Genomic DNA, 23,006 nt, shown 5'->3' with positions numbered 1-23,006 from the left:
CGGACGGCGCCTCCATCGACGCAAGTCGTCCGCGCGATGCCCGCGAACGGCGGCGTCGGCCGATCGCCCCACGCGGGCGCGTTCGCCTCCCGAAATCGAGCGCCCCCCCTGCGCGCCGGCCCTCTCCGGCCTTTCCCGCCAACACCCGCACGCCCCGCGCGCCGCGCCGACGCGCCCCGTGTCCCCGCCTCGGCTACCATGTCGGGCCGGCTGGCCGCATCCGCGCCCCCCGCCCCCATCGCTACACCGAATCGCTCAATGTCCGACTCTTCCGCAACGCCGCGCCCTGCCGCCAACGGCTCGGCCGAACACACCCCGCTGATGAAGCAGTTCTTCGCCGCCAAGAGCGAGCACCCCGACGTGCTGCTGTTCTTCCGCATGGGCGATTTCTACGAACTGTTCTACGACGACGCGCGCAAGGCCGCGCGCCTGCTCGACATCACCCTGACCCAACGCGGCGCCTCGGCCGGGCAGCCGATCCCGATGGCGGGCGTGCCGCACCATTCGGCCGAAGGCTATCTGGCGCGTCTGGTCGCGCTGGGCGAATCGGTGGCGATCTGCGAGCAGATCGGCGATCCGGCCCTGGCCAAGGGCATCGTCGAACGCAAGGTGGTGCGCATCATCACCCCCGGCACGGTCACCGACGAGGCGCTGCTGAACGAGCGCCGCGACACCTTGCTGCTCGCGGTGTCGCGCGGCAAGCACGGTTGGGGCCTGGCCTGGGCCGATCTGGCCGCCGGCCGTTTCCTGGTCAACGAAGTGGCGACCGAGGATGCGCTGGAAGCCGAACTGGCGCGCTTGGAACCCGCCGAAACCCTGATGCCCGACGAAGACGGCTGGGCGCCGTTCGTGGCGCAGCGCAGCGGCGTGCGCCGGCGCGCGCCGTGGCTGTTCGACGTCGACAGCGGCCGCCGCCAGTTGCTGCGCTTCTTCGGCCTGCACGATCTGTCCGGCTTCGGCCTGGAAGACAAACCGCTGGCGGTCGCCGCCGCGGCCGCGCTGCTGGGCTATGTGGAAGAAACCCAGAAGCAGCGCCTGCCGCATCTGACTTCGATCGCGGTGGAGTCCGGCGACGGCGCCATCGCCATGAACGCGGCCACCCGCCGCCATCTGGAACTGGACAGCCGCATCGACGGCGACAGCCGCACGACGCTGCTCGGCGTGCTCGACAGCACGGTCACGCCGATGGGCGGGCGCTTGCTGCGGCGCTGGCTGCACCGTCCGCTGCGCGACCGCGAAGCGCTGCGCCACCGCCATCAGGCCGTGGCCACGCTGATCGAAAGCCGCGCCGGCGACGACGTGCGCGAACGCTTCCGCGCGCTCGGCGATCTCGAACGCATCCTCTCGCGCATCGCCCTGCGCAGCGCGCGCCCGCGCGACCTGTCCACGCTGCGCGACGGCCTGGGCCTGCTGCCGGACGTGCGCGGCGTGCTGCGTCCGCTCGACGCGCCGCGCCTGACCGCGCTGGCCGACGAACTCGGCGAACACGACGCCCACGCGCATCTGCTCGCCGAAGCGATCGTGCCGCAGCCGCCGGTGCTGGCGCGCGACGGCGGCGTGTTCGCGCCCGGCTTCGACGCCGAACTCGACGAACTGCGCACGCTCTCGACCAACGCCGACCAGTTCCTGATCGACCTGGAAGCGCGCGAGCGCGCCGCCAGCGGCATTCCCACGCTCAAGGTCGGCTACAACCGCGTCCACGGCTATTACCTGGAAATCAGCAAGGCCCAGGCCGAGAAGGCGCCGACCCACTACACCCGCCGGCAGACGCTCAGCAACGCCGAGCGCTACATCACCGAAGAGCTCAAGCAGTTCGAGGACAAAGTGCTGTCGGCGCGCGAACGCGCTTTGTCGCGCGAGCGGCTGCTGTACGAACAGTTGCTCGACGCGCTCAACGAGCGCCTGGAACCGCTCAAGCGCTGCGCCGCGGCGCTGTCGGAACTCGACGTGCTGTGCGCGTTCGCCGAACGCGCGTCCAGCCTGGACTGGTCGCAGCCCGAGCTCAGCGACGCACCGGGCCTGTGCATCCTGCGCGGCCGCCACCCGGTGGTCGAGGCGGTGCGCAACGATCCGTTCGAGCCCAACGATCTGGTGCTCGACGACAGCAACGGCCGCCGCATGCTGGTCATCACCGGCCCGAACATGGGCGGTAAGTCGACCTACATGCGCCAGAACGCGCTGATCGTGCTGCTCGCGCACATCGGCAGCTTCGTGCCGGCTTCGCGCGCGGTGCTCGGTCCGGTCGACCGCATCCTCACCCGCATCGGCGCCGGCGACGATCTCGCCCGCGGCCAATCGACCTTCATGGTCGAGATGAGCGAGACCAGCTACATCCTCCACCACGCCACCGACTGCTCGCTGGTGCTGATGGACGAAATCGGCCGCGGCACCTCGACTTACGACGGCCTCGCGCTCGCCGAAGCTTGCGCGCGCCATCTGGCTCACCACAACCGCGCTTACACCTTGTTCGCGACGCACTACTTCGAGCTCACCGCGCTGGCCGAACCGGGCAACGGCATCGCCAACGTGCACCTCGACGCGGTCGAGCACGGCGAGCAACTGGTGTTCATGCACGCGGTCAAGGACGGCCCGGCCGACCGCAGCTTCGGCTTGCAGGTGGCCGCGCTCGCCGGCCTGCCCAAGTCGGTGGTCAAGCAAGCGCGCGGCCGCCTGATCGAGCTGGAAAACCAGGGCCGCGACACGCCCAAGCCGTCGTTCGCCAAGGCCGCGCTGGACGCGCCGCAGCAGTTCGGCCTGTTCGCGCCGCAGTCCTCGGCGGCGTTGGACGCGCTGGCGGAGATCGAGCCGGACGAACTGACGCCGAAGCAGGCGTTGGAGGCGCTGTATCGGATCAAGGCGTTGAGCTGAGCGTTGCGGGCCGAGCCCGGCGGCGGATGCGCCGTTGCGTCGTTCCCGCGAACGCGGGAACGCGGGGCACGCGCTGAAGCCTCTGGATCCCCGTGTTCGCGGGGATGACGGCTTGAGAGCGCTCGCTGCGCAACCCACCCACCGTCATGCCCGCGAACGCGGGCATCCAGGGCTGCATCGCGACACGACCGCGAAGCCGCCGCCGGCTACCGCGCCGAACGCCCTCCCACGCTGCAGCCTGCGTCGCGAACCCCACGCCGCCCAGCCGTTAAACTTCGCTACGGAACGGACACCGGAGCGCATGTGGAAGCCTTGTTATTCCTGGTCGGCATCGTCGCCGGCCTGATTCTCGCCCGCCTCTATCGGCCCGCCGCCGCGCCGCAAGCCGCGCCGGCGGCGCTCGCGAACCCGCCCGAACCCGCGGCCGCGAGCGACGACGACGCCAAGAGCGCCGAAGAATCCGTAGCCGAGCCGGTACCGCCCGCTCAGGACGCTCCTCAGGACACCCCGCAAGAACGCCTGTTCGCGCTGATCCGCCGCATCGACGCGGTCGACGAGCGCATCCAGCGCCCGCAGGACCTGCTGGCCCTGCCCGAGTTCCACCAAGGCATCGAACTGCTCGCCAGCGACGCCTTCGGCCACGAAGACCTGCTCCGCCAACTCAACGGCACCGGCTACGTGCTGCAGTCGATGATCGTCAAGGCCGCCTCGCGCCGCGGCGACATCCTCGCCGACGCGCTGATCGAACCCGCCGGCCAATACGGCGGCTATCCGCTGCACTTCCTGATCGAACACCTGCAAACCCTCGACGGCGCCGAACTGCTGCCGCAGCTGATGCGCCACGCCCAGCCGTGGTGGTGGGAATTCGCGCCGATGCGCCAGCAGCTGCGCGATTACCTGCGCTGGGCCGGCGATTACGGCCACGCGCCGCCCGCGCCGAAGCTCGATGATCTCGACGAGAATCAGGCCAAGCAACTCGGCGAAACCCTCAAGCGCTTCGACTCGCCGCTGCTGCGGCCCTTGCTGGAGGAAGTCGAGCGCTCGGCCAACGCGCGCCGCGAAAGCCGCGTGCTCGGCGCGTTCGGCCGGGTCAATCCGGCGCCGAAGACGGCCGCGCCGATCCTGCACGATGCGCTGCGCGAGCAACTGGACCGGTTGCAGGAATCGTTGGGCGGGAAGGATTCGGCCTCGCTGTTGGTCAGCGGCGAACACGGCGTCGGCAAGAGCGTGCTGATCGATCTGCTGTGCCAGCGCCTGCAGGCGCAAGGCTGGCTGGTGTTCGAGGCCAGCGGCGCGGAAATCCTGTCCGGCCAGTCCTACATCGGCGAGTTGGAAGAGCGCGTGCGCGAAATGCTGTCCGTGCTCAACCGCGACAAAGCGCTGTGGCGCGCGCCGGAGTTCTTCGAACTGCTGTCCAAGGGCGCGTACAAGCAAGACCCGACCGGCGTGCTCGATCTGGTCCTGCCGGCGATCGAACGCGGCCAGCTGCGGGTGATCGGCGAAATCACCCCGCGCCAGCTGGCGCAGTTGCAAGTGGCGCGCCCCGTCGTCAAGCACCACTTCGACATCCTCACCGTCGCCCCGCTCGACCCGCTCGCGCTGGCGCCGCTCGCGGCCGAATGGGCGCGGCAGGAAAGCGAGCGCGCCGGCCGCGAAGTCGCCGACGCGCGCACCCTGGCCGAAGCCGCGCGCATGGCCGCGCAGTACTTCCCCGAACAGCACGAACCCGGCCGCCTGCTGCGCCTGCTCGACGACGCGCTGCGCGGCGCGCAGGCGCAACAGCCGCCCGCGCTGCCGATCGACGGCGAGCGCCTGCTGTCCACCATCGCCCAGCGCAGCGGCCTGCCGCTGGAAGTCATCGACGACCGCCAGAGCCTGGACCTGGAACGCCTGCGCGCATTCTTCCGCCGCCGCGTGCTCGGCCAGGACGAAGCGGTCGACGCGCTGCTCGACCGCATCGCCATGCTCAAGGCCGGACTCACCGACAACGGCCGCCCGATCGGCGTGTTCCTGTTCGCCGGCCCCACCGGCACCGGCAAGACCGAACTCGCCAAGGCCTTGGGCGAGTTGCTGTTCGGCAGCGACGAACGCCTGCTGCGCCTGGACATGAGCGAGTTCCAGTCCGAGGACTCGGCCTGGCGCCTGACCGCCGACCAAGGCGGCGCCGGCGGCGTGCGCTCGCTGACCTCGCGCATCCGCGAGCAACCGTTCTCGGTGGTGCTGCTGGACGAATTCGAGAAGGCCCATCCGAAGGTCTGGGACGTGTTCCTGCAAGTGTTCGACGACGCGCGCCTGAGCGACAGCAGCGGCCACACCGTCGACTTCCGCCACAGCATCATCATCCTCACCAGCAACGTCGGCTCGACCATTTCGCGCAACGCCGGCCCGGGCTTCACCTCGGTGCGCGGCGGCTATTCGCGCAGCGCGGTGGAGAAGGCGCTGTTCGAGACCTTCCGCCGCGAATTCATCAACCGCCTCGACCGCGTGGTGCTGTTCAGCCCGCTCGACCGCGCGCTGATGCGCGAGATCCTGCACAAGGAACTCGGCCGCGTGCTGACCCGCCGCGGCCTGCGCAACCGCGATTGGGCGGTGGAATGGGAGCCCTCGGCGATCGAGTTCCTGCTCGACCGCGGCTTTACGCCCGACCTGGGCGCGCGCCCGCTGCGCCGCGCCATCGAGCATTACCTGCTGGCGCCGCTGGCGCGCAGCATCGTCGAACACCGCGCGCCGCAGGGCGATCAGTTCCTGTTCGTGCGCAGCGCCGGCGACAAGCTCGAAGTCGAGTTCATCGACCCCGCGCCGGCCGCGCCCGCGCGCAGGCCGGCGCCCGCGGGCGAACCCGCGCCCGCGCACGGCGAGGACGATCTGCGCGATCTGGTCTACGCGCCCGCGGCCGACGCCGGCGCCGTCGCCCGGCTCGACGCGCGATTGGCGGCGCTGGAGGAAACCGTGCTCGGCGCACCCTGGCGCGGCGAGCGCGACGCCGATTACGCGCGCATGGCCGCGGCCGGTTTCTGGGAATCGCCCGAACGCCACGCCACGCTCGACCGGATCGAACGCCGCGACCGCATCGAAAGCGCGCTCGACACCGCGGTGCGCCTGCAGCAGCGGCTCAGCCGCGACGGCGGCAACGCCAGCTTCGCCCAGTCGCTGGCGCAGTTGCTGTTCCTGCTCGGTTTGGCGGTCGATGCGCTGCGCGCCGGCCGGCCGCAGGACGCGCTGGTCGAAATCGACCTCAGCGAATCGGCGCAGCAGCGCCAGAACGAGGATCTGCGCCAATGGTGGCAACGCGTGCTGGCGATGTACCAAGCTTGGGCGCAGCGCCGCAACATGCGCGTGCAAGTGCTGCGCGAGGATCGCGAACGTTGCAGCGCGTGGCTCGCGGTCAGCGGCTTCGGCGCGTTCGATCTGCTGCAGCACGAAGCCGGCCTGCACGTGTACGAAGACAAAGCCGAAGAAGCGACGCAGCGGCTGTCGGTGCTGGTGCAGGTCGCGCCCGACCTGCCCGGCCGCGCGCGGCAAGCGCAGCACGCGCCCGACGGCGAACGCCGCATCGCCCGGCGTTATCGGCAGGCGCCCGCGCCGCTGGTGCGCGACGGCGTGCGCGGCTGGCGCAGCGGGCGCTTCGATCGGGTGATGGCGGGCGAATTCGATGCGATGGGCGAGGATTGAGGCTGCTCGTGGCGACGCTGGGGCGGCTTGATCGGATCGCGTTGCGTTCGTCGTAAGCGAAGGGGCGCGGTCGCGGCTTACGCCGCTCCTACAGGTGCTTCGGATCGATCCCGGCTACCTGTAGGAGCGGCGTAAGCCGCGACCGCGCCCTCGCCCTCGCCGGCGCGCGCCGCGATCGGCGCAAGCTCACTCCAACGAACAAGCCGTAGTGCATTCCCGATACATGCGCCCGCAATGCCGGGTGCTGCCGTTCCCGGCCTGGGCGATGCAATCGTTCAACTGTTCCTGGCACGCGCTGTAGCAATCCGGGTCCGCGGCCGACGCCGTCGTCGCGCCGAACCCCAACCCGAACGCCAATGCGGCCACCGCCGCCCAACGCATCTGCATCCGCTTCATCGCCTTGCCTCCCTGGACCGGTGAATCGCCGATGCGCCGGCCGACGCGGCCGACGCTGGCCGCAGTCTAGGCACGGCCGCGCGCGCCGCGATCATGCTGCGCGGCAACAAGCGCGGCGTTTCGTGGCGCCCGTCCGCCACGCGTCGCGATTCCCGCGCGCGGTCACATCGCCGCCATCCCCGGCCCCGCATCATCGCGGCGCGATGCGGGCGGCGGGAGCTGGCTGCCATAGCCGACTCCTATCGAATACGTCGAAAGGATCGATTTCACATCGGAATCGAGCCGGCCTATCGTCGCGTCTATCCCCCGCCAGCGCGAGCCAGCGATGAGCCAACCGGACGAGCCAACTTCGCGCCACTCCCTCGCCGTCCGGCATCGACTTCGCCTTCGCGCGCGAGCGATCTCCTCGCGCGGCCTCGCCTCCCCTCCTCCTCCCACACACCCGCCCTAACGCGCGGCCGCCGTCGCGCGCACCGCATCCGTCGGATCCACTCCAGTCAAAGGCACGCACCCATGTCAAACGAAAGCAAATGCCCGTTCAACCACGCCGCCGGCGGCGGCACGTCGAACCGCGATTGGTGGCCCAACCAACTCAGCCTCAAGATCCTGCACCAGCAAACGCCCGCGACCGATCCGATGGGCGAGGACTTCGATTACGCCGCCGCGTTCAAAACGCTGGACTTGGAAGCGGTGAAGAAAGACCTGCACGCGTTGATGACCGACTCGCAGGAATGGTGGCCGGCCGACTTCGGCCATTACGGCCCCTTGTTCATCCGCATGGCCTGGCATAGCGCCGGCACCTACCGCATCTTCGACGGCCGCGGCGGCGCCGGCGCCGGGCAGCAGCGCTTCGCTCCGCTCAACAGCTGGCCCGACAACGGCAACCTCGACAAGGCGCGCCGTCTGTTGTGGCCGATCAAGCAGAAATACGGCAACAAGATTTCCTGGGCCGACCTGCTGATCCTCACCGGCAACATCGCCCTGGAGTCGATGGGCTTCAAGACCTTCGGCTTCGCCGGCGGCCGCGCCGACGTGTGGGAACCCGAGGAAGGCGTGTATTGGGGCGCGGAAACCACCTGGCTCGGCGACAAGCGGTACACCGGCGACCGCGTGCTCGAAAACCCGCTCGGCGCCGTGCAGATGGGCTTGATCTACGTCAACCCGCAAGGCCCCAACGGCAATCCCGATCCGGTCGCCGCCGCGCGCGACATCCGCGAAACCTTCGCCCGCATGGCGATGGACGACGAAGAGACCGTCGCCCTGATCGCCGGCGGCCACAGCTTCGGCAAGACCCACGGCGCCGGCCCCGAATCCCACGTCGGCCGCGAGCCCGAAGGCGCGGACCTGGCCGAACAAGGCTTGGGCTGGACCAGCACCCACGGCAGCGGCAAGGCCGGCGACGCCATCACCAGCGGCCTGGAAGTCACCTGGACCAGCACGCCGACCAAGTGGAGCAACGAGTTCTTCGCCAACCTGTTCGGCTACGAATGGGAACTGAGCAAGAGCCCGGCCGGCGCGCACCAATGGGTCGCCAAGGATCCCGCCGCGGCGAACAAGATTCCCGACGCGCACGATCCGAACAAGCGCCGTCCGCCGACCATGCTCACCACCGACTTGTCGCTGCGCCTGGATCCGGCCTACGAAAAGATTTCGCGCCGTTTCTTCGAGAACCCCGATCAGTTCGCCGACGCCTTCGCCCGCGCGTGGTTCAAGCTGACCCACCGCGACATGGGCCCGCGCGTGCGCTATCTCGGCGCGGACGTGCCGGCCGAAGAACTGATTTGGCAGGATCCGATCCCCGCCGCCGATCATCCGCTGATCGACGCCAACGACATCGCCGCGCTCAAGGCCAAGATCCTCGCCTCGGGCTTGTCGGTGCCGCAGTTGGTCTCCACCGCCTGGGCCTCGGCCTCGACCTTCCGCGGTTCCGACAAGCGCGGCGGCGCCAACGGCGCGCGCATCCGTCTGGCGCCGCAGAAGGATTGGGCGGTCAACGATCCGGCGCAATTGGCCAAAGTGTTGGCGACGCTGGAAGGCATCCAGAAGGACTTCAACGCGGCGGCCGGCGGCGGCAAGAAAGTCTCGCTCGCCGACTTGATCGTGCTGGCCGGCGCGGCCGGCGTCGAGAAGGCGGCCAAGAACGCCGGCGTGAGCGTCGACGTGCCGTTCGCGCCGGGCCGCATGGACGCCAGCGCCGAACAGACCGACGTGCACTCCTTCGCCGTGCTCGAACCGCTGGCCGACGGCTTCCGCAACTACCTGCAAGGCAAGTACGCGCCGACCGCCGAGGCGCTGCTGGTCGACAAGGCGCAGTTGCTCAACCTCACCGCGCCGGAGATGACCGTGCTGGTCGGCGGCCTGCGCGTACTCGGCGCCAACGCCGGCGGCAGCAAGCACGGCGTGTTCACCGACAAGACCGACGCCTTGAGCAACGACTTCTTCGTCAACCTGCTCGACATGGGCACGGTGTGGAAGCCCACCTCCGACGCGCAAGACACGTTCGAAGGCCGCGACCGCAAGACCGGCGCGCCGAAGTGGACCGGCACCCGCGTCGACCTCGTGTTCGGCTCGCACTCGCAACTGCGCGCGCTGGCCGAGGTGTATGCGAGCGGCGATGCCAAAGAGAAGTTCGTGCGCGATTTCGTCGCGGCTTGGAACAAGGTGATGAATGCCGATCGCTTCGATCTGAAGCAGTAAGCCACGACCGCCGCATCGCGCGGCGGCCGCAGTAACACAACTTGCGCAGCACAAAAGCCCGGCGGTACCCGCCGGGCTTTTTCTTTCAAATCGCCCGCAACTTGGCCAACTCCCTGTAGGAGCTGTGCAAGCTGCGACCAACCGCAGCGACGCAGCCCCGCCGCTCTCTCCCGAAGCCCGCAACCCTCAACTCGTCATTCCGGCGAAAGCCGGAATCCACTAGCTGTCGTTGTTGTTGTTGCTGTTGCCATTGCTGTCGCTCTTCGCTTTGACGCATCTGCGACCAAAGCCCACGCCCCGCAGCCCCGGAGGGCGTGCGCATGGATGCGCACGCGCGCCATGGGTCAGGATGACCCTTATGGCGCGGCCCCGCGCAACTGCGAGCCCTAGTGGCTCTTGATTCGAAAACAAGGAAAGCGCCTTTCTTTGGTTACTTTCTTTGGCAAGACAAAGAAAGTGACCCGGCCGCTTGCGGACGGAACGCTTTGGATTGTCGCTTGTCGTCACTCGTTGCTGCGTTGAAGGCAAAACCGACGGCAAAGTCAAAATGGATTCCGGCTTTCGCCGGAATGACGGTGGGTGGGGTGTTCCGCCACGCGCGAGAAACGCAGCTCGCACGCCGTCATTCCGGCGAAAGCCGGAATCCATTTTGATGTTGCTTACGCTTTCTCTGGCAAGAGGCGCACGACGACAAGCGAAGATCAAACGCTAAGAGCTTTCGTCCGCAAGCGGCCGAGTCACTTTCTTTGTCTTGCCAAAGAAAGTAACCAAAGAAAGGCGCTTTCCCTGTTTTCGAATCAAGAGCCACTAGGTCCAGCACCCGGCGCGGGGCCGCGCCATAAGGGTCATCCTGACCCATGGCGCGCGCGCGCATCCATGCGCGCGCCCTCCGGGGCTGCGAAACGATGATCTCGGGCGGAGATACGTCCCAGCCAAAGGCAAAGGCAAAGGCAAAAGCAACGGCAAAATGGATTCCGGCTTTCGCCGGAATGACGGGGGAGCCCTCGCCATTCCAACGAAAGCCGCACCCGTTTTTCGATCTCTCCTCGATCTCCCGGCAGCGCCGAACGAGCACTCGGAACAACGCATCCGCAAACACCCAGTCCGCGTGCTTTAACCCCCAAACCCAATACCGCCTTCAAACAAGCTCACACTTCCTCCGCCCCTCAAACACCCCCAAGCACTCCCCTTCCGCCCACCCGCTCCACCCCGCCCCCAAGCATCACTCCGCACTAACAACCCAGCGCTAGCATCTGCACTCCCCGTACACCGGACACTAACGATGAGCGCCTCGCTGACCGACGACCTCCTCAACCAGCTCCAAGGCCAGCCGCTGGCGCAAATAGGCAGCCAACTCGGCCTGTCCGAATCGCAAACCCAGGGCGCCGTGAGCCAGGCGCTGCCGCTGCTGCTCGGCGCGCTGGGCCGCAACGCCAGCCAGCCCGAAGGCGCGCAAGCGCTGTTCGGCGCGCTGCAGCGCGACCATGCCGACGCGGCCGGCGGCGGCGCCGCGGGGCTCGACCTGGGCAGCGTGCTCGGCGCAGTGCTCGGCGGCGGCGGCGGTCGCCAGACCGACGGCGCCGGCATCCTCGGCCACATCTTCGGCGGCCGCGAGGACACCGCGGCGCAGGGCCTGGGCCAGAGCACCGGCCTCGGCGGCGGCCAAGCCAACACGCTGCTGAAGATCCTCGCCCCGATCGTGCTGTCCTACCTCGCCCAGCGCATGTTCTCCGGCGGCAATCAGGCTGCGGCCAGTCCGCAGCAGCTCGGCGACGCGCTCGGCCAGGAACATCAGCGCATCCAGCAGCAAGGCGGCGCCGGCGGCCTGCTCGGCGCGGTGCTGGATCAGGACGGCGACGGCCAGCTCGGCCTGGGCGACCTTCTCAAGATCGGCGGCAGCCTGCTCGGCGGCAAGCGCTGAGTTTCTTTCGCCCGGCGCGCGCACCGGGATTCGCCGAACGGCCGCCTTGCGCGGCCGTTCGTGTGTCTGCGTCGAGGGGTATCGCGGCTGGGCGCTAAAATCTTCGGCCACGCTCGCGCCGGGATGACACGCGGAAAAAGATGCCACGAATCCACCTGTCGTCGTTCCCGCGAACGCGGGAACCCAGGGCGTTATCGGGGCACGGCTCTGAAGTCTCTGGCTCCCCGCTTTCGCGGAAATGACGAACGGAAAGAGACGCCGCGAAAACTACCGCCATCGTTCCCAAGCGAGAGAACCCGGCGCTTCGTCGCAACGCCCCTCACCCGCTACAACGCGTCGATATCCCCCAACGCCTTGATCAACCGCCGCGCCCGCTTATCCGGCTTGGTCTCCGGCGCCCGATACCCGTTGCGCTCGGCCGCGCGCAGCGCCCTCGCCTGCTCGCGCGCCAAGCGCGAGGCCTCGGTCTCGGCATAAAGCGTCTGCGCCACGCTGGCCGATCCGCGCGTGTCGCTCAGACCGGTCACCGCGATCTCGAAGTGTTCCTCGCCGCGCGCCACTTTCAGCGCATCGCCCAGGCGCACCGCGCGCGAGGCCTTGGCGCGTTGGCCGCCGACCTCGACCTTGCCGGTCTCCACCGCCTGCCGCGCCAGCGCGCGGGTCTTGAAGAAGCGCGCGGCCCACAGCCACAGGTCCAGCCGCACCGTCGCCTGCACCGGCGAATTCGTCGTTTCGTCTTGCTTGCTCATTCTGCTTCAACGATACCACCGCGCGCGTTGCGCCGATGCGACGGCGCCGTCCGTCGCCGCCGCGCGGCGCAGGCGCGTGCAGATATCGACCGATCGCGCCACGCTTCGCGCATTCGCCGACGACGCGCTAACCCCGGCGCGCGTCATACTGCCGCCCTCGCCCGCCCCGCCCCGGAACCGACATGGCCCCCAGCGCTCCCCGCGGCAGCCACCTGCTGACCGAAGGCCCGATCGGCCGCACCATGATTTCCTTCGCGCTGCCGATCATGGCCGGCAACGCCGCGCAATCGCTCAACGGCTCGATCAATTCGATCTGGGTCGGCCGCTACCTCGGCGAGGCCGCGCTGACCGCGACGGCCAACGCCAACAACATCATGTTCTTCCTGATCGGCTCGATGTTCGGCATCGGCATGGCGGCGACGATCTTGATCGGCCAAGCGACCGGCGCGCAGGACACGGCCAGGGCGCGCCGGATCATGGGCACCAGCGCGAGCTTCTTCCTCGGCTTGTCGGTGGCGATCGCGGCGATCGGCTGGTTCTTCGCCGACGCGATCCTGCGCGGCATGGGCACGCCGCCCGCCGCGCTGCCGCTGGCCGAACGCTACCTGCGGGTGATCTTCCTCTCGATCCCCTTCATCTACGCGTTCGCGTTCCTGTCCTCGGCGCTGCGCGGCCTCGGCGATTCGCGCACGCCGTTCCGCTTCCTGTTGATGTCGGTCGCGCTCGACATCGTGCTCAACCCGCTGCTGATCTTCGGCTGGGGGCCGGTGCCCGCGCTGGGCATCGCCGGTTCGGCGCTGTCGACCTTCATCGGCCAAGGCCTCAGCCTCGCCGCGCTGCTGATCCACCTGCGGCGCAAGCGCCACGTGCTGTGGCTGGGCCGCGGCGACGCGCATCTGCTCAAGATCGATCCGGCGGTGCTGCGCGCGCTGATCGTCAAGGGCGTGCCGATGGGCCTGCAGATGGTGCTGATCTCGCTGGCGATGATCGCGATGATCCGCTTGGTCAACGCCCACGGCACCGCCATCGCCGCGGGCTACGGCGCCGCGCTGCAGCTGTGGACCTACGTGCAGATGCCGGCGATGGCGATCGGCGCGGCGTGTTCGTCGATCGCCGCGCAGAGCGTCGGCGCGGGGCGCTGGGACCGGGTCGACGCGGCCGCGCGCACCGGCACCTTGTTCAATTTCCTGATGACCGGCGCGCTGATCGCGCCGCTGATCCTGTTCGACCGCTACACCCTGGCGCTGTTCCTGCCCGACGGCAGCGCCTCGTTCGAGATCGCGCGCCACCTCAACCACATCGCGGTGTTCTCGTTCCTGTTCTTCGGCGTGACCTTCGTGCTGTCCGGCGTGGTCCGCGCCACCGGCGCGGTGATTCCGCCGCTGCTGATCCTGGGCTCGGCGCTGTGGGGCATCCGCGTGCCGTTCGCGACGTTCCTGCAGCCGGTGCTGGGCATGGACGCGCTGTGGTGGAGCTTTCCGGTCAGCGCGCTGTGCTCGATGCTGATGGCGATGGCGTATTACCGCTGGGGCGGCTGGCGCAAGGCGCGGATGATGGCGCCGCCCGAGCGCGTGGCCGCGCCGGTGGCGACGCAGACCATCGCCGCGCCGGCGGAAGTGCCGGCCTCGCCGCCGGCACCGGTGGCCGATGCCGCGCCGGAGGCGGAGCCGTCGGCGCGCTGAGCGCGGCTCGCGCGTTCGCCGCGCACGAAGGCGCTGCGCGCGGGTTCGTATCGCCCGCTCGCGAAGGTTTTCGGTGGATCGGCGGATCGCCGCGACACTGGTCGAGCGCGGTCGTTCGCCGCGTCGCCCTCAGGTCGGAAGCCAGATCGGTTCGAGCGACTCGCCGTCAGATCTCTTCCAACGCCAGAGTGAACACCCCGGCTTCGCCCTGATCGAAAGCCGCGCGCCAGATCCGATAGCCTTCCAGATCCTCCTCGCGCACCGGCATGCGCCCGATCGCGCGCGGCCGCGCCTCGGCCACGCGCGTGCCGACGATGGGAAAATGGCCGAGCAGGCGCACGGTCTTGAGTTCGGCGACGTCGTCGCGGTCGTCGCGCCGCACTTCCTCGGCGGTGTGGGTGTCGAACTTGCGCAGCGAGAACGCGTCGCGCCCGTCCGGCAAGGCATCGATGCGCTGCACCCAGAAAAAGCCCCAGGTGCCGTCGCTGCGCGGATAGGTGCAGATGTCGCCTTCGGACAGGCCAGGATTCATGGACGCTCCCGCCGCGGGGGCGGCGCGATTGGAGAACGCGGCGGGCGGTGCCGCGAGGCGAATCTAGCGCGATTCGCGCGCAGCGCACAGCGGCGCGCGCGGCCAGGGAACCGGCCCTGCGCGGCCAAGCGGCGCGGTCGCGCTAGGCATCGCACGGGAGCGCCGCGTAGAAAAGCAACTGCGCATCCTCGTCGACGTGCAGCACCCAGTCCGCGGCCGCGTCCTGGGACGGCTCGGGGGCGATCAGCAGTTCGCGCAGGTCGCCCTCGGCCATCGCGGCCGCCAGATACTCGATCAGCTCGCGCTTGCGCGCGATCGCGAAGGCGCCGACGAAACGACGGGCCTTGCCTTTGACCGACACCCGCTTGTGCGCCACGCGATAGCGGCCCTCGGCAATCGCCGCGGCGAGCGCCGCGACCGTTTCCAGCCGCCGGATCGGAGCGCCGCACTCGAGCGCCGCGAGCATGCGGAAGAAGATCGCGCCGGCGGCTTCATCGGATAAGGGCGCGCCGTCTTCGTCGCGGCGCAACGAGTCGAATCGAAAACGATCGCGCAATGCAGTGCTCTCCTGAAGCGCGCGAATCCGGCCGCGCCTGCCGCAAATGCAAACGGCCGCCTTTCGGCGGCCGTTCGCGACGCTGCTCGGCGAGCCGGATTACTCGGCGGCCGGCGCGTTCTTGGCGCGCGCGTAAGCGGCCAGGTCTTCCTTGATGCGGGCCTTCTTGCCTTCCAGGCCGCGCAGGTAGTACAGCTTGCCGGCGCGGACCTTGCCGCGGCGCTTGACTTCGACCGAGTCGATCACGGCGCTGTGGGTCTGGAACACGCGCTCGACGCCGTAGCCGTGCGAGATCTTGCGCACGGTGAAGGACGAGTTGAGGCCGGCGTTCTTCTTGCCGATGACCACGCCTTCATAGGCCTGGACGCGCTCGCGGTTGCCTTCCTTGACCTTGACGTTGACGACGACGGTGTCGCCCGGGCTGAAGTCGGGCAGCTTGCGCGCAATCTGCTCGGCTTCGAAATTCTGGACCAGCGTGTGGATGGAGGGCTTGTTCATGGCTATGGCCTGTTGGATTAGTTGTTGCGCGAGTGCACGTGGACCCGCGTCATGGCATGGATACAGCTAAGCGGCTAATTATAACGGGATTTTTTCGGCCGTGGCTAGGGCTCAGGCGTCCTGGCCGGGTTCGGCGGCGCCGGCGCCGGCTGAATCGGGGCTGGAACCGGTTTCCTTGGCCTTGCGGGCCGCCGCCAGTTCGACCCGATAGGCCTCCAGCAGCTTGCGGTCGGCCTTGGACAGGGCCGCCTCGTTCAGCAAATCCGGGCGGCGCTGCCAGGTCCGGCCCAGCGATTGCTGCCGGCGCCATTGGGCGATGCGGGCGTGGTTGCCCGACATCAGCACCTCCGGCACCGCGCCCAGTTCGTGCTCGACCGGGCGGGTGTAGTGCGGGCAATCCAGCAGCCCGTCCTCGAAACTGTCCTGCACCGCCGACTCGGCGTCGCCGAGCGCGCCGTCCTGCAGGCGCGCGACCGCGTCGACCACCACCGCCGCGGCCAACTCGCCGCCGGACAGCACGTAATCGCCGATCGACAGCTCCTCGTCGACCTCGGCGCGGATCAGCCGTTCGTCGACGCCTTCGTAGCGGCCGCACAACAGAATCAGCCGCTCGTGCCCGGCCAGTTCGCGCACCTTGGCTTGGTCCAGGCGCGCGCCCTGCGGGCTCAGGTAGATCACTCGCGCGGGCGTCGGATCGGCCGCGCGCGCGGCGCCGATGGCGGCGCGCAGCGGGTCGATCAGCATCACCATGCCCGGCCCGCCGCCGAACGGACGCTCGTCCACGCGGCGGTAATTGCCTTCGGCGTAATCGCGCGGATTCCAGCCGTGCATCGTCAGCAAGCCGCGCTCGCCGGCGCGGCCGACCACGCCGAACGCCGCGCATTGCGCGACGAAGTCGGGGAACAGGCTGATGACGTCGATGCGCATGGGCCAGGAGATAGCGGATAGGAGTTAGGAGACAGCAAGAGCCCAGAGCCTAGCGTTCGCTATCTCCTAACTCCTATCCGCCATCTCCTAGAAATCGGGATCCCAATCGACGGTCACCCGCCGGGCCTCGAAATCCACCGACAGAACATACTGCGGAATCACGAACGGGATCATCCGCTCGCGTTCGTCGTCGCGCGCCACCAGTACGTCGTTGGCGCCGGTCGCGAACAGATGCGACACGCGGCCCAGGGCGACGCCTTCGGTGGTGACGACGTCCAGGCCTTCCAGATCGACCCAGTAGAACTCGCCTTCGCGCGGCGGCGGCAGGGCCGAGCGCGGGACGTAGATTTCGGTGCCGTGCAGCGCTTCGACCGCGTCGCGGTCGGTCACGCCCGGCAGATTGGCGACCAGGTACTTGCCGCTTTCGCGGCCGCGCACGCCCGACAATTCGCGCTCGCCGCCTTGCGGATCGCGCACGATCCAGGGCTGGTAGCGGAAGATCGCGGCGCGCGGCTCGGTCCAGGACTCGAGCTTGGCTTCGCCGCGAATGCCGAACGCGCCAAGCACCCTGCCCAACAGGATGCGGCGCGAGGATTCGCTCATAAGATGCGAAGAGGGCCGCGCGCGAGGCGCGCGGCCCGCCGGCTCAGGCGGCCGGAGCGGCCTTGACGGCCTGCTTGTACAGGTCGGCGACCTTGTCGGTCAGCTGGGCGCCGTTGCCGATCCAGTGCTTGACGCGCTCGAGGTCGAGCTCGACGCGCTTCTCGTTGCCGGCGGCGACCGGGTTGTAGAAACCGACGCGCTCGATGTTGCGGCCGTCGCGGGCGCTGCGGCTGTCGGTGACGATGATGTGGTAGAACGGACGCTTCTTGGCGCCGCCACGGGTCAGGCGAATCTTGACCATGAGGGTTGCTTTCCTGTGTTGCCCAGCCGTCGGAATGACGGGGTAAGCCGGCGATTCTAGCCCATCGCGCCAGTCAGGCCAACCCGGGCGGTTCAGGCGGCCCCGAAAACCCCGCCGATCTGGCCCCACTCCGCCCGGAATCGACCCGGGCCGTCCCCGAACGGCCTGCGCGCCGCCCGGCTCCGGCCCGGCATCGCCGGGCTTCCCTGCCCTCGCCTCGCCGCGACCCGCTTCCGGCGGGATCGCGGCGCGGACGGCGCCCTCCTGGCGCCGCCCGCCGCGGCCGGATCGCCCCCGACGCCGGCCGCGCTCACCTCATCGGCGGCCTCAGCGCTTGTAGCGGATGCCGCCGCGCAAGGCGGTCGAACCGGCCTCGCAGTGCTGCTCGAAGTCCGCCGACAGGCCGGCGACCAGGCGCGTGGCCGGATCCACGTCGACGGCGTTGATCGTCACCGTGCCCGACACCCGGTTGCAGCCGCGGCCATTGCCGCCGAAGTCGAAGCCGAAGGTGTTGGCGTCGCCGAAGCGGCTGATCGGGTACGTGCCCGGACGCAGCGTCTGCCCGGTCGGCGGGCGCAGGATCGCCATCCACGAATCGCGCTGGCCCGAGGCGGTGTAGATCAGATAGCCGTCGTTGCCGGACACGGCGAAGGTGCTGGTGTCGCCGGCGTAGTCCTTGCGCACGCCCTGGCCGACGTAATCGCCGACATCGCTGTTGAGCGACAGGCTCAGCGGCTGCGCGTTGTAGCGCAGCTTCGCGGTCAGCTGCGGCGCGTTGTCGCGTTCGCAACGCTGCAAGGCGGTGGCTTCCAGCGCGGCGATCGCGTCGTTGGCGCCGTATTCGATCTGCTGGATGTAGACCGAACCCCACACGCTGTTGCAGCCGCGGCCGTTGCCGCCGATGTCCAGACCCGGCGAACGGCCGGTGCGGAACGCGGAACGTTCGCCGAGGAAATAGCGGCCGGGCTGCAGGCGCTGGCCGCGCGGCGCGCTCAGTTCGATCGACCAGTTGTCGCTGCCCTTGGTCACGTTCATTTGCAGCGCTTGCGCGTTGCCGCTGACGGCGATGTTCGCGTCGGCGCTGGCGTAGGCGCGGGTCTGGCCCTGGCCGATGTAGTCGCCGGTGTCGCTGACGAAGGAGTACGAGGTTTCGGCCCAGGCCGCGGGCGCGGCGGCGAGGCTGGCGACGGCGAGCGCGAGCGCGCCGCACATCGTCGAGAGTCGGGGCATTGAGCGATCTCCATGATCTGTTTGCGGCCGTGCGGATGCGCGGCCGGTCCTTGCGGTGGTGGTGCGGGGTGAGGCCGAGGACGGCCCGCGGCGGAGGTCGGCGCGGGCGTGGTGCGCGGGTGTCGCTGCGCTTTCGCGGTGCGTGTTGCGTTGCGTGCCGGGTGATGCGCTTGCCGTGCTGCGGAGAGAAGTTTGACGCGCGGGCATCTCGCACGAAGAGAACGGCGCGGGCCGTTGGTCGGCGATGCGTGGGAGCGTGGGGTCGCGGTGCGCGCGACGGGGATGTTGGCGCGATACGGGTTCGCGGTGGCGGTGCGCGCGTGGGGAAAACGGCGTTTTTCGTGCGGGTTGTGGTGGCGACGGAATCGGCGGTTGCGTCGTGGGCGCGGTGGCGCGGTCGCGACTGCGTCGCTCCTACAGGGCGACGATGGGATTGTGCGGTCGTCGTGTTGGCGGCGGAGGAATCGGGGGTTGCGTCGTGAGCGCAGTGGCGCGGTCGCGGCTTACGCCGCTCCTACGCGAAGCGGGTGGACTATGCGGCGGCGGAAACGAAAACGGCGGCCCGAGGGCCGCCGTCGTGGTTCGCGCCGAGCCGCTCGCGATCAGCGGAACGGCATACCGCCGCGGCCGCCCATCATCCCGCGCATGCCGCGCATCAGGCCCTTCATGCCGCCGCCGGAGAGCTTGCTCATCATCTTTTCCATCTGCTGATACTGCTTCATCAGCTTGTTGACGTCGGCCGGGGTCAAGCCCGCGCCCTTGGCGATGCGCGCGCGGCGCGAGCCGTTGAGCAAGGTCGGGTTGCGCCGTTCCTTCTTGGTCATCGAGTTGATGATCGCGACCATGCGCGGCACTTCCTTGCCGGTGATCTGGCTCTTCACCGAATCCGGGATCTGGCCCATGCCCGGCAGCTTGTCCATGAGCCCGCTCAGGCCGCCCATGTTCTGCATCTGCTCGAGCTGGTCCTTCATGTCGTTGAGGTCGAACTTCTTGCCCTTGGCGACCTTCTCGGCGAGCTTTTGCGCCTTGTCCTTGTCGACCTGCTGCTCGACCTGCTCGACCAGCGACAGCACGTCGCCCATGTCGAGGATGCGGCTGGCGACGCGGTCGGGGTGGAACACGTCCAGGCCGTCGGGCTTCTCGCCGACGCCGATGAACTTGATCGGCTTGCCGGTGATGTAGCGCACCGACAGCGCGGCGCCGCCGCGGGCGTCGCCGTCGGTCTTGGTCAGCACCACGCCGGTCAGCGGCAGCGCTTCGCTGAAGGCCTTGGCCGTGGTCGCGGCGTCCTGGCCGGTCATCGAGTCGACCACGAACAGGGTTTCCACCGGCGAGACCGCGGCGTGCAGCGCCTTGATCTCGCTCATCATCGCCTCGTCGATGGCGAGGCGGCCGGCGGTGTCGACCAGCAGCACGTCGACGAAGGACTTGCGCGCATCCGCGATGGCGGCGCGCACGATCTCTTCCGGCTTCTGCGACGCGGCCGACGGGAAGAACAGCACGTCGACCTGTTCGGCGAGCTGCTTGAGCTGCTCGATCGCGGCCGGACGGTAGATGTCGGCGGAGACCACCATCACCTTCTTCTTGCGCCGTTCCTTCAGGTGCTTGGCGAGCTTGCCCACGGTGGTGGTCTTGCCCGCGCCCTGCAGGCCGGCCATCAGGATCACCGCCGGCGCCGGCACGTTGAGGTTGAGGTCGGCGGCCTGCGAGCCCATCACCGCGGTCAACTCGTCGCGCACGACCTTGATCAGCGCCTGGCCCGGAGTCAGCGACTTGAGCACTTCCTGGCCGACCGCGCGCACCTTGATGCGCTCGATCAGCGCCTGCACCACCGGCAGGGCGACGTCGGCCTCGAGCAGAGCGATGCGCACCTCGCGGGTGGCTTCGCGGATGTTCTCTTCGGTCAGGCGGCCGCGGCCGCGCAGGCGCTCGATGGTGCCGGAGAGGCGTTGGGTCAGGGATTCGAACATGGCTGGGGGCCGGGGGCTGCAACGACGGGCGGGCAGTATAGCGGGGCAGGAGATAGCGGATAGGAGGTAGGGGGCAGCGAAAGCCGGCCCCCACTACCTCCTACCTCCTATCCGCTATCTCCTGCCCTTATGCCAAACTCCCCCGATGACAATCGTTCTCATCGCCATCGCCCTGTACCTGACCGCGACCGGCCTGCTGATCTCGGCGGTGCGCCGCGACGGCGGCCGCGGCGCGCGCGGGTGGCTGCTGCCGGCCAATCTGGCGGTGCTGCTGCACGGCTTGGCCCATCTGATGGCCTGGCGCGGCGCCGGCGGCGCCGACCTGCATTTCTTCGCCGCGCTGTCGCTGGTCGGGCTGGGCATGTCGGTGCTGACCGCGATCGTCGGCGCGACCGGGCGCATGGCGGCGCTGGGCGTGGTGGTGTTCCCGCTGTCGGCGCTGATGCTGCTGCTCTATCAACTCTACGGCCACGTCCTGCACCCCGAGCCGCTGGACTGGCGCCTGCAGTTGCACGCGTGGATGGCGCTGCTGGCCTACGCCACCCTGGCGGTCGCGGCGCTGCTGGCGATGATGCTGTGGCTGCAGGAACGCGCGCTGCGCCGGCGCGAATTCCACGGCTGGCTGCGCGCGCTGCCGCCGCTGGTGGAACTGGAGAGCCTGCTGTTCCGCACCATCGCGGTCGGCTTCGCCCTGCTCACCGCGACCTTGCTGACCGGCGTTTTGTTCGTGGAGAACCTGCTGGCCCAGCATCTGGTGCACAAGACCGTGCTCAGCGTGCTGTCGTGGCTGGCCTTCGGCGGCTTGCTGCTGGGGCGCTGGCGCTACGGCTGGCGCGGGGTGATCGCGGTGCGCTGGACCTTGGCGGCGATGGCGCTGCTGGTGCTGGCGTTCTTCGGCAGCAAGTTCGTGCTGGAACTGGTGTTGCGGCGGGTTTGACCGCCGCGGATTCGAGCACGGCAGCCGGCACGGCCGGCGCAAGGAAAGCGGCATGGGCAACTGGATCAAATCGCTGTCGGACCGCAGCGAATTCGTCGGCGTGCTGGTGCTGGCCTTCGGCCTGCCGGTGCTGTCGAGCCTGAGCGCGGCGTTCTCGCCGCAACCGGCCGGCGGCCCGCAGCCGGTCGATCCGAACTGGCTGGCCGGCGTGCTGTGCATGGAAATTCCGATCCTGGCGATGATCGGGCTGTTCCTGCGCGAACGCGGCTGGACCTGGGACCGGCTCGGCCCGCCGCCGTCGTGGCGCGACGTGCTGCCGGGCCTGTCGCTGACGCTGGGCACGGCGCTGCTGTTCTGGGTGCTGCAGGCGGTCGCCGCCAGCGTCGGCCTGCCCACCCCGCCGCCCGCGGAGGCCTTGCCGGTGCAAGCGGGCATGAGCTGGGGGCTGGTGCTGGCGGCCTCGGCGGTGAACGGCTTCTACGAGGAAGCCTTGGTCTGCGGCTATCTGATCAGCGCGATGCGCGACAAGCGCTCGATGTGGACGGCCATCCACCTCAGCACCGCGATCCGCGTGGCCTACCACCTCTATCAAGGCGAGGTCGGGGTCATCAGCATCGTGCCGATGGGGTTGGCCTACGCCTGGCTGTACGCGGTCACCGGCCGGCTGTGGCCGCTGGTGCTGGCCCACGCCGCGCTCGACGTGTGGGCCTTGAGCGCGGCCTGAGCCCCGCGCGCCGGTCGCCCGCGGGCTCCCGCTCGTCGGCGGCGCTTGACCGTTCTTGGCCTGTTGCGGCGCAACAAATCGTGCCGGCGGCGCAACGGTCAGTATTCGACCGCTTCGGTCACAACTTCACGACCCGACCTAATCGTCTTCTAAATCAATCGCTTGGCCGAAGCGAACGGTCTGGGCGCCCTTGCGCACGCCCGTTCGATACTTGCTGAATGGGGATATTGCTAGCTCAATATTTGCATTGACAACTATTGCGCGGGCGAGCACCATGCCGCGCCATGACGACCCCGACCCCCACCCAGCCCTGCTCCACCTCCAACCTCGGCCTGCTGTTCCGCCAAGTGCGCGACGCGATGTGGGCGCAGATGGAGCGCGAGCTGGCCCAGGCAGGCCACGATCTGACCTTCAGCCAGTTCATCACCCTCAAGGAGTTGGCCATCGGCACCGCCGGGGTCACCGAACTGGCGCGGGCGGCCCAACTCAATCCGGGCGCCATGACCCGCCTGCTCGACAAGCTCGAAAGCCGCGGCCTGGTCGCGCGCGTCGCCGACCCGGACGACCGCCGGGCGCTGAACATCCACCTGACCGAAGCCGGCGCCGCGATCTGGGCCGACATCGACCAGTGCGGCCGGCGCGTGCGCGAGCGCGCGATGTCCGGCCTCAGCGACGCCGACCGCGAACAGCTCTACCGCTTGCTCGAACAGGTCCGCGACAACCTCTCCCTTTCCGGTTCCTGA

Annotated in this window: 18 protein-coding genes; 8 read left to right on the top strand and 10 right to left on the bottom strand. The window is 69.1% G+C overall.

The window, feature by feature from the left end:
* Positions 1–258: 258 nt before the first annotated feature.
* Both mutS and J5226_RS13890 read left to right on the top strand, forming a co-directional pair.
* Positions 259–2,868, top strand: coding sequence for a DNA mismatch repair protein MutS (gene mutS, locus J5226_RS13895; protein WP_215835075.1), 2,610 nt, complete (start codon positions 259–261; stop codon positions 2,866–2,868).
* Between the two features lie 303 nt (positions 2,869–3,171).
* On the top strand, positions 3,172–6,540 hold the full coding sequence (locus tag J5226_RS13890; RefSeq protein ID WP_215835074.1) for an AAA family ATPase: 3,369 nt from the start codon (positions 3,172–3,174) through the stop codon (positions 6,538–6,540).
* Positions 6,541–6,726: 186 nt separating this feature from the next.
* Here the strand turns inward: J5226_RS13890 and J5226_RS13885 are convergent, their stop codons facing one another.
* Positions 6,727–6,936, bottom strand: coding sequence for a hypothetical protein (locus J5226_RS13885; RefSeq protein ID WP_215835073.1), 210 nt, complete (start codon positions 6,934–6,936; stop codon positions 6,727–6,729).
* A 513-nt stretch (positions 6,937–7,449) separates the two neighbouring features.
* On the opposite strand from J5226_RS13885, the gene katG reads away from it, so the two are divergent.
* Positions 7,450–9,633, top strand: a complete 2,184-nt coding sequence (gene katG, locus J5226_RS13880) for a catalase/peroxidase HPI (protein WP_215835072.1) — start codon at positions 7,450–7,452, stop codon at positions 9,631–9,633.
* 1,282 nt (positions 9,634–10,915) lie between these two features.
* Entirely contained in the window at positions 10,916–11,554 is a 639-nt protein-coding gene (locus J5226_RS13875) for a DUF937 domain-containing protein (protein ID WP_215835071.1), read from the top strand.
* A gap of 326 nt (positions 11,555–11,880) precedes the next feature.
* Here the strand turns inward: J5226_RS13875 and J5226_RS13870 are convergent, their stop codons facing one another.
* Positions 11,881–12,303 (bottom strand): RNA-binding S4 domain-containing protein, encoded by a 423-nt coding sequence (locus J5226_RS13870; RefSeq protein ID WP_215835070.1) that lies wholly within the window; start codon positions 12,301–12,303, stop codon positions 11,881–11,883.
* 182 nt (positions 12,304–12,485) lie between these two features.
* On the opposite strand from J5226_RS13870, the gene J5226_RS13865 reads away from it, so the two are divergent.
* Positions 12,486–13,985: an MATE family efflux transporter gene (locus J5226_RS13865; RefSeq protein WP_215835069.1), complete on the top strand. Its 1,500-nt coding sequence runs from the start codon at positions 12,486–12,488 to the stop codon at positions 13,983–13,985.
* A gap of 166 nt (positions 13,986–14,151) precedes the next feature.
* On the opposite strand, the gene J5226_RS13860 is transcribed toward J5226_RS13865, so the two are convergent.
* From J5226_RS13860 to ffh, 8 genes are all read right to left on the bottom strand, one after another.
* Positions 14,152–14,517: a hypothetical protein gene (locus tag J5226_RS13860; RefSeq protein WP_215835068.1), complete on the bottom strand. Its 366-nt coding sequence runs from the start codon at positions 14,515–14,517 to the stop codon at positions 14,152–14,154.
* A 142-nt stretch (positions 14,518–14,659) separates the two neighbouring features.
* Positions 14,660–15,073 carry a hypothetical protein gene (locus J5226_RS13855; protein WP_215835067.1) on the bottom strand — a complete coding sequence of 138 codons (414 nt, stop codon included), beginning with the start codon at positions 15,071–15,073 and terminating at the stop codon, positions 14,660–14,662.
* A gap of 99 nt (positions 15,074–15,172) precedes the next feature.
* Positions 15,173–15,571 (bottom strand): 50S ribosomal protein L19, encoded by a 399-nt coding sequence (gene rplS, locus J5226_RS13850; RefSeq protein ID WP_215835066.1) that lies wholly within the window; start codon positions 15,569–15,571, stop codon positions 15,173–15,175.
* 111 nt (positions 15,572–15,682) lie between these two features.
* Positions 15,683–16,498 (bottom strand): tRNA (guanosine(37)-N1)-methyltransferase TrmD, encoded by an 816-nt coding sequence (gene trmD, locus J5226_RS13845; protein ID WP_215835065.1) that lies wholly within the window; start codon positions 16,496–16,498, stop codon positions 15,683–15,685.
* A gap of 87 nt (positions 16,499–16,585) precedes the next feature.
* The gene (rimM, locus tag J5226_RS13840; RefSeq protein WP_215835064.1) at positions 16,586–17,101 is read right to left on the bottom strand and encodes a ribosome maturation factor RimM; all 516 of its coding nucleotides are present in this window, start codon (positions 17,099–17,101) and stop codon (positions 16,586–16,588) included.
* Positions 17,102–17,144: 43 nt separating this feature from the next.
* Positions 17,145–17,402, bottom strand: coding sequence for a 30S ribosomal protein S16 (rpsP, locus tag J5226_RS13835; protein WP_207525283.1), 258 nt, complete (start codon positions 17,400–17,402; stop codon positions 17,145–17,147).
* Between the two features lie 327 nt (positions 17,403–17,729).
* Positions 17,730–18,632 carry a hypothetical protein gene (locus tag J5226_RS13830; protein WP_215835063.1) on the bottom strand — a complete coding sequence of 301 codons (903 nt, stop codon included), beginning with the start codon at positions 18,630–18,632 and terminating at the stop codon, positions 17,730–17,732.
* 602 nt (positions 18,633–19,234) lie between these two features.
* Positions 19,235–20,602 (bottom strand): signal recognition particle protein, encoded by a 1,368-nt coding sequence (gene ffh, locus J5226_RS13825; RefSeq protein WP_215835062.1) that lies wholly within the window; start codon positions 20,600–20,602, stop codon positions 19,235–19,237.
* A 145-nt stretch (positions 20,603–20,747) separates the two neighbouring features.
* On the opposite strand from ffh, the gene ccsA reads away from it, so the two are divergent.
* The 3 genes from ccsA (at position 20,748) to J5226_RS13810 (ending at position 23,006) form a co-directional block, all read left to right on the top strand.
* Positions 20,748–21,539 carry a cytochrome c biogenesis protein CcsA gene (gene ccsA / locus J5226_RS13820; RefSeq protein ID WP_215835061.1) on the top strand — a complete coding sequence of 264 codons (792 nt, stop codon included), beginning with the start codon at positions 20,748–20,750 and terminating at the stop codon, positions 21,537–21,539.
* A 52-nt stretch (positions 21,540–21,591) separates the two neighbouring features.
* Entirely contained in the window at positions 21,592–22,263 is a 672-nt protein-coding gene (locus J5226_RS13815; RefSeq protein WP_215835060.1) for a type II CAAX endopeptidase family protein, read from the top strand.
* A gap of 284 nt (positions 22,264–22,547) precedes the next feature.
* Positions 22,548–23,006, top strand: coding sequence for a MarR family transcriptional regulator (locus J5226_RS13810; protein ID WP_074866390.1), 459 nt, complete (start codon positions 22,548–22,550; stop codon positions 23,004–23,006).

It is taken from the genome of Lysobacter sp. K5869 (genome assembly GCF_018847975.1).
Lineage (GTDB): Bacteria > Pseudomonadota > Gammaproteobacteria > Xanthomonadales > Xanthomonadaceae > Lysobacter.
The sequence above is the reverse complement of the archived record's forward strand: the minus strand, read 5'-3'. Positions and strand labels throughout refer to the sequence as shown.

Bases quoted from the DNA above. Each gene is read 5' to 3' on its own strand.
- mutS (WP_215835075.1), top strand. From the start codon at position 259: ATGTCCGACTCTTCCGCAACGCCGCGCCCTGCCGCCAACGGCTCGGCC.
- J5226_RS13885 (WP_215835073.1), bottom strand. From the start codon at position 6,936: ATGAAGCGGATGCAGATGCGTTGGGCGGCGGTGGCCGCATTGGCGTTC.
- katG (WP_215835072.1), top strand. From the start codon at position 7,450: ATGTCAAACGAAAGCAAATGCCCGTTCAACCACGCCGCCGGCGGCGGC.
- J5226_RS13875 (WP_215835071.1), top strand. From the start codon at position 10,916: ATGAGCGCCTCGCTGACCGACGACCTCCTCAACCAGCTCCAAGGCCAG.
- J5226_RS13870 (WP_215835070.1), bottom strand. From the start codon at position 12,303: ATGAGCAAGCAAGACGAAACGACGAATTCGCCGGTGCAGGCGACGGTG.
- J5226_RS13865 (WP_215835069.1), top strand. From the start codon at position 12,486: ATGGCCCCCAGCGCTCCCCGCGGCAGCCACCTGCTGACCGAAGGCCCG.
- J5226_RS13860 (WP_215835068.1), bottom strand. From the start codon at position 14,517: ATGAATCCTGGCCTGTCCGAAGGCGACATCTGCACCTATCCGCGCAGC.
- rplS (WP_215835066.1), bottom strand. From the start codon at position 15,571: ATGAACAAGCCCTCCATCCACACGCTGGTCCAGAATTTCGAAGCCGAG.
- trmD (WP_215835065.1), bottom strand. From the start codon at position 16,498: ATGCGCATCGACGTCATCAGCCTGTTCCCCGACTTCGTCGCGCAATGC.
- rimM (WP_215835064.1), bottom strand. From the start codon at position 17,101: ATGAGCGAATCCTCGCGCCGCATCCTGTTGGGCAGGGTGCTTGGCGCG.
- rpsP (WP_207525283.1), bottom strand. From the start codon at position 17,402: ATGGTCAAGATTCGCCTGACCCGTGGCGGCGCCAAGAAGCGTCCGTTC.
- J5226_RS13830 (WP_215835063.1), bottom strand. From the start codon at position 18,632: ATGCCCCGACTCTCGACGATGTGCGGCGCGCTCGCGCTCGCCGTCGCC.
- ffh (WP_215835062.1), bottom strand. From the start codon at position 20,602: ATGTTCGAATCCCTGACCCAACGCCTCTCCGGCACCATCGAGCGCCTG.
- ccsA (WP_215835061.1), top strand. From the start codon at position 20,748: ATGACAATCGTTCTCATCGCCATCGCCCTGTACCTGACCGCGACCGGC.
- J5226_RS13815 (WP_215835060.1), top strand. From the start codon at position 21,592: ATGGGCAACTGGATCAAATCGCTGTCGGACCGCAGCGAATTCGTCGGC.
- J5226_RS13810 (WP_074866390.1), top strand. From the start codon at position 22,548: ATGACGACCCCGACCCCCACCCAGCCCTGCTCCACCTCCAACCTCGGC.